At 70.4% G+C, this 9517-nt stretch carries 10 protein-coding genes and 1 pseudogene; 6 read left to right on the top strand and 5 right to left on the bottom strand.

Translation table 11 applies throughout. From position 1 onward, the window contains the following. Both ABD908_RS25040 and ABD908_RS25035 read left to right on the top strand, forming a co-directional pair. The coding region (locus tag ABD908_RS25040; protein WP_425584407.1) for a hypothetical protein at positions 1-252 on the top strand (252 nt) is incomplete at its 5' end. Between the two features lie 82 nt (positions 253-334). After that, positions 335-793 carry a GNAT family N-acetyltransferase gene (locus ABD908_RS25035; RefSeq protein ID WP_345001187.1) on the top strand — a complete coding sequence of 153 codons (459 nt, stop codon included), beginning with the start codon at positions 335-337 and terminating at the stop codon, positions 791-793. A 4-nt stretch (positions 794-797) separates the two neighbouring features. Here the strand turns inward: ABD908_RS25035 and ABD908_RS25030 are convergent, their stop codons facing one another. After that, entirely contained in the window at positions 798-1469 is a 672-nt protein-coding gene (locus tag ABD908_RS25030; RefSeq protein WP_345001185.1) for a LuxR C-terminal-related transcriptional regulator, read from the bottom strand. Next, on the bottom strand, positions 1466-2668 hold the full coding sequence (locus tag ABD908_RS25025) for an ATP-binding protein (RefSeq protein ID WP_345001189.1): 1203 nt from the start codon (positions 2666-2668) through the stop codon (positions 1466-1468). The genes ABD908_RS25030 and ABD908_RS25025 overlap by 4 nt, the downstream gene beginning before the upstream one ends. A gap of 287 nt (positions 2669-2955) precedes the next feature. Here ABD908_RS25025 and ABD908_RS25020 point away from each other — a divergent pair, with 287 nt between their 5' ends. The 3 genes from ABD908_RS25020 to ABD908_RS25010 all read left to right on the top strand — a co-directional run bounded on the left by ABD908_RS25020 (position 2956) and on the right by ABD908_RS25010 (position 5516). After that, positions 2956-4428 (top strand): PspC domain-containing protein, encoded by a 1473-nt coding sequence (locus tag ABD908_RS25020; RefSeq protein ID WP_345001183.1) that lies wholly within the window; start codon positions 2956-2958, stop codon positions 4426-4428. Continuing rightward, positions 4421-4624 carry a hypothetical protein gene (locus ABD908_RS25015; RefSeq protein ID WP_345001181.1) on the top strand — a complete coding sequence of 68 codons (204 nt, stop codon included), beginning with the start codon at positions 4421-4423 and terminating at the stop codon, positions 4622-4624. Before ABD908_RS25020 ends, ABD908_RS25015 begins: the two co-directional genes overlap by 8 nt. A gap of 130 nt (positions 4625-4754) precedes the next feature. After that, positions 4755-5516: a hypothetical protein gene (locus ABD908_RS25010; protein ID WP_345001179.1), complete on the top strand. Its 762-nt coding sequence runs from the start codon at positions 4755-4757 to the stop codon at positions 5514-5516. A gap of 50 nt (positions 5517-5566) precedes the next feature. On the opposite strand, the gene guaA is transcribed toward ABD908_RS25010, so the two are convergent. The 3 genes from guaA to ABD908_RS24995 are packed head-to-tail and all read right to left on the bottom strand — an operon-like array spanning position 5567 to position 7723. After that, positions 5567-7165: a glutamine-hydrolyzing GMP synthase gene (guaA, locus tag ABD908_RS25005; protein ID WP_345001177.1), complete on the bottom strand. Its 1599-nt coding sequence runs from the start codon at positions 7163-7165 to the stop codon at positions 5567-5569. Between the two features lie 31 nt (positions 7166-7196). Then, the gene (locus tag ABD908_RS25000; RefSeq protein WP_345001174.1) at positions 7197-7499 is read right to left on the bottom strand and encodes a toxin; all 303 of its coding nucleotides are present in this window, start codon (positions 7497-7499) and stop codon (positions 7197-7199) included. Further along, positions 7496-7723 carry a ribbon-helix-helix domain-containing protein gene (locus tag ABD908_RS24995; RefSeq protein WP_345001172.1) on the bottom strand — a complete coding sequence of 76 codons (228 nt, stop codon included), beginning with the start codon at positions 7721-7723 and terminating at the stop codon, positions 7496-7498. Before ABD908_RS24995 ends, ABD908_RS25000 begins: the two co-directional genes overlap by 4 nt. Before the next feature lie 780 nt (positions 7724-8503). Here ABD908_RS24995 and ABD908_RS24990 point away from each other — a divergent pair. Next, positions 8504-9391 (top strand): annotated as a pseudogene (locus ABD908_RS24990) (IS1634 family transposase); the annotation flags it as partial. Positions 9392-9517 lie beyond the last annotated feature (126 nt).

Here is a 9517-nt window from a genome sequence, read left to right as displayed (position 1 = left end):
GGGCCGGTCCCCGCCGCTGGACGCCCAGGCATGCCGTCCTCCGGGGCGCGGCCCGGGCCCGGCGCAGCGGCCGGTCGGCCGGCGGCGCAGCAGTACCCGGCACCGTCGAACCCGCACCAGTACCCGGTGAGCCCACCCACCTACCGGCGCGGCGAATCGATGTCACCCGCTTCGCTGGCCACCGCGATCATCCTGGCGTTCGTCGCCCTGGCCGCCATCGCGGCCGTGTTGATCGTGCTGCTCAACCGCTGATGCGGAACCTGAGTTGACCGGTGCGCCGGGTTCGCGGAATATCGGAGGTGTGCTGATCCGGCTCGCAGTACCCGCCGACGCCATGGCCATCGCTCAGGTCCATGTCCGTTCCTGGCAGGTCGGGTACGCAGGCCTGCTGGACGCCGACGACCTCGAAGCCCTGCGCCCCGAGGCCCGCGCCACCGACTACCGGCTGGACGGCGAGCCGCCGCGTACATACGTCGCGGAGATCGACAGCCCGGCGATCGCGGGGTTCGTCACCGTCGACCCCTCGGCGATCCCGGGACGGATCCGCGCCCTGTACGTCCACCCCGACCACTGGCGGTCGGGTGTCGGCTCCGCGCTGATGCAGAGGGCACTCGACGAACTCGTGCGCGCGGACCACGCCGTCGCCGAGCTCTGGGTGCTGCAGGGCAACAACCGCGCCGAGCGCTTCTACGACGCGCACGGCTGGATGCCGACCGGCCGCTTTCGCCGAGAAGTGGTGTGGGGCATGACCGTCGGTGAGCGCGAGTACCGGATGAACATCGGCGACAACTGACTCGTCAGTCCGCGAGGTGCCGCGTGTGCGCCCAGCGGGTGAGGGCGTTCCGGTTGGACTGCTGGGTCTTCCGCAGCACATTGGACGCGTGCGTCTCGACCGTCTTGACCGAGATGAACAGCTCCTCGCCGATCTCGCGGTACGTGTAACCGCGGGCCAGCAGCCGCAGTACCTCCAGCTCCCGCGGGGTCAGGGAGTCGAGCTCCGGGTCGAGCGCGGGCTCGGGCATCGGCGACCGCCCGGTGAAGGAGTCCAATACGAAACCGGCCAGCCGCGGCGAGAACACCGCATCCCCCTCCGCGACGCGCCGAACCGCGTCCGCCAGTTCGGGTCCCGAGATCGTCTTGGTGACATACCCTCGCGCGCCGGCGCGGATGGTCGCGATCACGTCCTCGGCGGCGTCGGAGACGCTCACCGCCAGGAACACCGGCATCCGCCCCAACCGGGCGCGCGGGGCACCGTCCGACACCCCACGCAGCACGGCGACACCGCCGCCGCCCGGCATATGCACGTCGAGCAGCACCACGTCGGGCCCCACTGCGAGGATTCCCGCCGCCGCCTCGGCGACCGTTCCGGCCTCCCCCACCACCTCGATGCCGGCCTCCCGTGCGAGCTCGGCCTTGACCCCGGACCGGAACACGCCGTGATCGTCGACCAGGAACACCCGGTACGTCATGCGCTCTCCGCCTCCGATCGCTGGGCCGCGCCCCGCGGCATCGTCATCCCCACCTCCGTGCCCCGCCCCGGCGACGACTTCACCGTGACCGTCCCCCCGCGCCGCTCGATCCGCCCCCGGACCGATCCGGCGAGGCCCTGCCGGTCCGACGGTACCGTTGCCGGGTCGAAGCCCACGCCCCGATCGCGCACGAAGACCCGCACGGCGTCGTCGCCGACCTCCGCGAACAGGTCGACCGACTCGCACCCGGAATGCTTGGCCGCGTTCACCAGCGCCTCCCGGGTGGCGCCGAGCAGGGCGGTGAAGCGGTCGTCCGCGCCGAGCTCACCCCCGGCCGCACCACCGCCCACGTCGCCGACGGTGACCAGCGCGACCCGGATGCCGTGGCTGTCCTCGACGTCGCCCGCGGTCACCTGCAGGGCGGCGGCCAGCGATGTGGCGGCCTCTGCTCGTTCCCCGAACAGCCACTCCCGCAGCTCCCGCTCCTGACCACGCGCGAGCCGCTTCACGGCGCCCGCATCGTCGGCCTGCCGCTGGATCAGCGCCAGGGTCTGCAACACCGAGTCGTGCAGGTGCGAGGCGATCTCCTCGCGCTCCGCGGTGCGCACCCGCGCGGCGCGCTCCTCCCCCAGGTCGCGCCACAGCCGCACCCACACCGGCACGGTCAGCAGGGTGGCGCCGACCAGGGTGACGACGACCGCGAGGAGCGACGTCCGGAGAGTGGCGACGGTGACGTGGCCCAGCAGCACCACCCCCAGCCCGACGACGACGAGGGTCGCGCCGCCGAGCATCCGCGCCCACGTGAGCGCACGGGCACGGGACGGTCGGACGAGCCTGGTGCCGAGATCCCTCGGTGCGGTGTCGGCCTCGCGCCACACCAACGCGGCGCCGACCGCGACCACCACGATGGGGACCACGAACGAGGAGTCGCTACTGCTTGCCAGCCCGGCCAGCAGCACCGCACCCAGCACACCGAGGATCGCCATCCCCAACGCCCGGCGCCGCTCCGCCGCCGACGGTGGCGCGGTGTCCGAACCCTGCGGGCACAGGAACCACAGCAGCGCGTAGCCGACCGCGCCCACACCGAGCAACGTCAGCAACGTGAACACGATGCGCACCCTGGTCACGTCGACGCCGAGGTGGTCCGCCACGCCGCCCGCGACGCCGCCGATCACCCGGCCGCCCGACCGGCGGTACATCCGCGGGGGCGAGACGGGTGGGTACGAGACCGGGGCCGACGGTGCCGAGTGCGCCGCAGGTGTCAGCGATGCCGGGTGTGCCGGCGACGCATAGGCATCCGTGCGCAGCCGCCGCGCGCGTGCGCGCCGACCGCGAGGTGTGCGCTCTCGTCTTCCGGCCATCGCCACCGATCCTGGCACGGGAGCGGCCCCGAGTGCATCGGGGAAGTCACCCAATATCCGCTCCGGCATGAATTCAGGGGATATCCCGATGGTTTCGCCGCGCCCGCGTGGACAGGATCATCGGTATGGACACCAGTACCTTCCACACCCGGGCGCGGGACATGTGGGGCACCCGCCCGCTGCGCGCCCGCCACGCCCCGGTCGCCGGCGTGTGCACCGGCTTCGCGCGCCGCTACGGGGTCGACGTCGCACTGATCCGGACCGCGTTCATCGCGGCCACACTGCTGGGCGGCGCCGGCGTGATCGCCTACGTCGCCGCGGTGATCTGCCTACCGCCGGAGCCGTCCACCCGGGCCGACGGACTCGGAGCGTGGGGCCCGGGATGGGCGCCCGCCGGGTGGGGACCCGCCGGTCGGGGGCGGGGCGGTCGGGGGCGTCGGAACCGGCACCGGGGTCCGGTCCCCGTCAAGCTCCTCGTCCTCGGCGTCATCGCGGCAGTGGTGATCGCGCACTCGCCGTTCGGCGTGAGCTGGCCGGGTAGCGCGCTGGTCTCGGGTGTGCTCCTGCTGGGCGGGTGGTACCTCCTGCATCAGCGTCGCCCCGTCCCCCCGCCCGGCACCGCGGTGTCCGCTCCGTTCGGCGCGTTCGGCCCAGCGGTGCCCGGCAGGTTCGGCTCGGCGGCGCCCGGTGTCGACGGCGCGCCGACGGTGCCCGGCGGTGGCTGGATGCCGCCCGACTGGTCTGGGGCGCCCCCGTGGGCTGGATGGTGGACACCGCCACCGTCGGCACCCGATGCGAGCGGAGCACAGGAGCAGAACCAGAGCAGTGCCGCACCGACCGATCCCGCGCCGACCAATCCAGCGCCGACCGATCCCGCGCCGGAGCCGGCACCGTCGGTTTCCGCCGAGACCGTCGACGCCGAACAGCACATCCCGCCGCGCTGGGACCCGCTGGGCGCCGCCCCATTCGCCTGGGACCTGCCCGAGCCGGCTCCCGAGTTCGCATCGGAGTCATTGGTGCGCAGCCGATCCCGAGTGACGACGGTGACGTTCGGGCTGGCGCTGGTAACCGCCGCGGTGCTCGCGGGGGCACGGCTCGCCGGCGTGACGGCCCTGAGTCCCGTGATGATCGGCGCGATCGCACTCGGCATCGTGGGCCTGGGCCTCGTGATCGGCGCATTCCGTCGCTCGGGTTACGGTCTTCTGGCAGTAGCGATTCCGCTCGCGGGCTTCGTGGTGATCGGGACCGCGGCGCAGAACAGCCTGGACGGATTCACGGGCGCGGCGCGCGGTGACCATACGTACACGGTGATCACGCCGGGCAGCCTGCGGCCGGCATACGAACTGTCGGTGGGAACGCTCACTCTGGACCTGCGCGGCCTGAGACTCGACCACGACCGGACCGTGTCCACGAGGGTCGGCGCGGGTAAGACACGGATAACCGTTCCCAAGGCGATGAACGTGGCGGTCACCTGCGCGGTCCGCATCGGGCACACCGACTGCCCAGACGGCGAAGTCGCGGAGACCGATCCCGCGGCACCGACCCTGACCATCGACGCTCACGGCAATGTGGGAGATGTGGAGGTGCACCGTGTCTGACACCGAGGACTCGCCCCGGGGGTTCGCGCATGTGTTGTTCATCGCAGGCATCGCCGCCCTGCTCGTCGCGACGTGGAGCCTCGCCGGAGGCACCGCACTCGTGGGAGGCGCCAAGTTGTTGGGCGGCATAGTGATCGCCGTCGTCGCGCTGGCGGGGATCCTACTGATCGTCCGCCCGGGCGGACGCAGACGATGACCGTACGGCCTGTGGTGTCGCTGTCGGTTCGCCGCTAATCGGCTTGGCGTCGGGATCCGATGGGCGCAACCGGGACTAACGTCGAATCGTGACCGAAACACGGCGGCTTCGTCCTGCCAGCGCGTCAGGGATGTCCACACACCCGAGGCCGTACATCCGGATCGCGTCGGCCGCCGCCGCGATGGCCGCCCTCGGCGCGCTCGCCGTGGGCGCCGGCGCACCCGCCTACGCCGCGACCGCAAGCGCCACGACCGGAGTGCTGCCGGTGGCCTACCAGACACCCGAATCAGCTTCCGGCTTCGCCGATCTCAGCTTCGGCGGCGGAGGATTCGGCGGCGGCTCAGGATCCGGCTCGGGCTCGACCGGCGCGGGGGCGGGCGCAGGCATCGGGTCGACAGGAGTGTCGACCGGCACAGGGTTCGGCACCAGCACTCCCGCAGCCCCCTCTTACGGGTCGGGCATATCGTCCGGCCCGTGCAGCGGCGCCGCCGTCGGCACGTGCGGCGGTGGTGGCGGTGGATCCACGACCCCCGCTCCGTCACAGACTCCGGCACCCTCGCAGACTCCGGCACCTTCCCAGACCCCCGCGCACACGCAGGCACCGGCGAGCACGGTGGCGCCGTCGGTCACGACCCCGCACGCGACCACGCGACCGGCGCAGTACCCGCGGGCACATCAGCCCGGCGTATACCCCCGCACGCCGCACGTCCGGCTTCCCCACCCGCGCATCCACCAGCGCCGCTGCGACACCGGCACCGCCTCGGGCGCGAACAGAGGCTGCGGTGGCGTGTCGTTCCAACAGCCGTGGCACCCCGCCTTCGTATGGTGCGGGCATCCGCCGCGCCGGATCCCGTGGCGGCTCCGCAACACCTGCGTCGGCTGGTGGGAGTGACGGCGGGCTGACCACCCGGTCACCCAGCGGTGGGGTTCAACCCCATCGGGTCACTCCCACTCGATGGTCCCCGGCGGCTTGCTGGTCACGTCCAGCACCACCCGGTTGACCTCCTCGACCTCGTTGGTGATGCGGGTCGAGATCAGCTCGAGTGTCTCGTAGGGAACGCGGGTCCAGTCGGCGGTCATCGCGTCCTCGCTGGACACCGGTCGCAGCACGATCGGGTGCCCGTAGGTGCGGCCGTCGCCCTGCACGCCCACGCTGCGGACGTCCGCGAGCAGCACGACCGGGCACTGCCAGATGGTGCCGTCCAGGCCCGCAGCGGTGAGCTCCTCGCGGGCGATCGCGTCGGCCTTGCGCAGCAGCGCGAGCCGCTCGGCGGTCACGGCGCCGACGATGCGGATCGCCAGGCCGGGACCGGGGAACGGCTGGCGGCCGACGATCTCCTCCGGCAGGCCGAGCTCGCGGCCGACTGCGCGCACCTCGTCCTTGAACAGCAGACGCAGCGGCTCGACCAGCGAGAACTCGAGGTCCTCAGGCAAACCGCCCACGTTGTGGTGGCTCTTGATGTTGGCGGTGCCGGCGCCGCCGCCCGACTCGACGACGTCGGGGTACAGGGTGCCCTGGACGAGGAAGTCGACCTTTCCGCCGGCGCCGGATTCATTCGGCCCGCTCGCTCCGCTCCCGGCGCCGGCCACCACCTCGGACACAGCCCCCTCAAACGAGCGGATGAACTGCTCGCCGATGATCTTGCGCTTGGTCTCCGGGTCGGACACGCCGTCGAGCTTCGTCAGGAAGGTCTCCTCGGCGTCGACGGTGACCAGCCGGGCCCCCGTCGCCGCCACGAAGTCGCGCTGCACCTGCTCTCGCTCCCCCTGTCGGAGCAGGCCGTGGTCGACGAACACACAGGTCAGACGGTCGCCGATGGCACGCTGCACCAGCGCGGCCGCGACCGCGGAGTCGACACCGCCGGACAGCCCGCAGATCGCGAGGCCGGTGTCGCCGACCTGCTCGCGCACCTGCGCGATCAGCTGCTCGGCGATGTTCGACGCGGTCCACGTCGGCTGCAGACCCGCGATCTCGTACAGGAAGCGGGTGAGCACCTCCTGGCCGTGGGGGCTGTGCAGCACCTCCGGGTGGTATTGGACGCCGGCCATCCGACGCTCCACCGACTCGAACGACGCGACGGGTGCGCCCGGCGTCGACCCGACCACCTCGAAGCCCTCGGGGGCGACCTGCACCGCGTCGTTGTGGCTCATCCACACCGGCTGCTCGGCGGGCAGGCCGCCGTGCAGCACGCCACCGTCGGGGGTGAGCGTGGTGCGCCCGAACTCCCGGCCACCGGTGTTGGCGACCACGCCGCCGAGCGCGCGGGCCATCATCTGGAAGCCGTAGCAGATGCCGAACAGCGGCACGCCCAGTTCGAAGACCGCCGGGTCGAGCGACGGGGCGTCGTCGGCGTACACCGACGCCGGCCCGCCGGACAGCACGATCGCGGCCGGGTTCTTCGCGGCCACCTCCGCAGCGGTGATGGTGTGCGGCACCACCTCCGAGTAGATCCGCGCCTCGCGGACCCGTCGGGCGATCAGCTGGGCGTACTGCGCACCGAAGTCGACGACGAGGACCGGGGCGGGGGAATTCTCCGTCACCCGGCGAAGTCTAGTGGCCCAGAACAGCAGGTTACGACATCAGGGCGGCCACGATGCCGACCGCTTCACGCACCGCTGCGGCATCGACGGTACCGATCGACTCCCCCAGGGCCGAACGGGGAAGCCACTGAACGAGTTCGGGCAGCACAAGCCCTCGGGGCGATACGCACGAAACCGTCATCACCATCGCGCCTTCGTCGAGAGTTCCAGGGATGAACGGGCAGGTGATCAGCCGCCCGGTCCCCGCAGCGATATGGAGTGGACCAGACAGTACGACGACGTACCGCTCCGACTCGTGGTCCGCACGAACAACCACATCGCCTTGCGCGGTCACGGCTCGAGGCGCCGATTCGCAACGTACAGCGACTCGGCGTACTCATCGATACCGAGCTTGGGGACCGTCACGTTCCTGTACTGCTCGAGCTGAAGCCGGAGATGCTCGTTGCGCATCGCGCGCTCGATCATCTCGGACCGATTGAGACCGCTCGAGGTGGCATCGGCATCGATGGCGGATAGTACGGACGAGTCGACGGTGATCGAGATCTTGTCTTTGGCCACCACCCTATCCTACCTTTCATCCGACTGAACAGCGCATGCTATGCCACCTCGGATCGCCGATCAACAGGATGGGCCCGGTCGGTCGAGCAGCAGCCTCCGCTCGACCTGGCTGTCGGGCATCGCTGTCGTCCGCTCGAACTCCCGGCACCTGCGAGATCTGCCAGATCGCCCCAGTTCGAGTAGCAGGCGGCCAGCTCCTTTAGCCGCGCGCGAACGGACCGTCAAGCCCTTACCTGCAGCCAGCCGCTCGAACGCCGCTACCGCAGTGAACCTCTCGGAGGTGAGCAGAACCCCACGCTCGGTCTCCTCGGTCGCCTTCACCGGAACCATGACTCGCATAACACCGCGCCCCGTCGGGGTCACCCCGCCGTGCGCGGGCCGTCTCGACCCGACTCACCGCTACGTCGAACAGTAAGGGCGGCGTCGACATCGAGCCCCGAAGAAATTCAGGCGCCGGCACACCGGCGCGTTGCGGTGCCACGAACGTCAACAACCTCACCACCTCGTGCGCAGTTCGCCAGCCGCGGTCTGGAAATCAGCTGGCCAGGATGTGGACAGCTGATGTGGTGCGGTTGGGAGAATGATGACGTGACCGACTCCGTGCGCAACCAAGACGTAAATAACTAGTCGCACTGGTCCGACTAGTATACAGTGGCGGTGTGCGCACGATCACCCGACTTAGGACACCCAGCTGATGATTTCTTATCGGCAGGGCTGTGACCTGCGGGTTCGCTGGCTGGTGGTCGGGTTTTGACACACTAATCGGGTAGGGTCCGGTGGGTGTTCGTGCGGAAGGTGCGGACCGCGTCCGGCGCGGTGGCGGTGCAGATCGCGCGTTGTTGCGGTGGCCGCGATGAGGTGGTGGAGCATCTCGGGTCCGCGCACACCGACGCCGAGTTGGGGATTCTGCTCGAACGGGCTCGTGGGATCATCGCCGCTGGTCAGCAGGTGTTGGATTTCGATGTACCGGCGCCGGTCGTGGGGGTCGGCGACATCGCCGACTGGACGAGCGGGACGTTGCACCGCCCGGAGCGGCCGGTGGCCGCGGCGGCGCCGGCGGGGCGGATCGTCGGCACCAGTTCGCGGTTGCTCTACGACGTGCTCGGGTCGGTGTTCGACCGACTCGGGTTCGACGTGGTCGGCGATCCGGTGTTCCGGGACTTGGTGATCGCCCGGATCGTCGAACCCACCTCGAAGATGGACGCGGTGCGGGTTCTGGCCGACCTCGGAGCTGATCCGGTGTCCTACAAGACCATTCAACGAAGGATCGCCAGGATCGGCTCGGGCGGGTACCGGGATCGGATCGCCACCAAATGCTTCGCGCACGCCGCCGGAACCGGCGGCCTGGCGCTGGTGCTCTTCGATGTCACCACCTGGTATTTCGAGGCGGAGAACGAGGACGACCTGCGCAAGGTCGGGTTCTCCAAGGAACGCAGGGTGGACCCGCAGGTGGTGGTCGGGCTGTTGGTGGACCGGTCCGGGTTCCCGCTGGAGATCGGCTGCTTCGAAGGCAACAAGGCCGAAACCCAGACGATCGTGCCGATCATCGAGCAGTTCCAGGCCCGCCACGGGGTCGAGCACACCCAGGTGGTGGTCGCCGCCGACGCCGGGATGCTGTCCGCGAGCAATCTGAAGGAGTTGGATGCGGCCGGGCTCTCGTTCATCGTGGAGCTTGTCAAGTTTTCTGTGTAAGTTCCTGATTGGTGATTTCTGTTAGCTGTGCTTAGAGGTGTTGGTCGATTCGGTCGGGGTAGGCCACCGACAGCTGTTCGATGGCCTTCTTCCAGTTGGTGA

Origin of the sequence: Tsukamurella soli, from assembly GCF_039541155.1 — a bacterium.
GTDB lineage: Bacteria > Actinomycetota > Actinomycetes > Mycobacteriales > Mycobacteriaceae > Tsukamurella > Tsukamurella soli.
The sequence above is the reverse complement of the archived record's forward strand: the minus strand, read 5'-3'. Positions and strand labels throughout refer to the sequence as shown.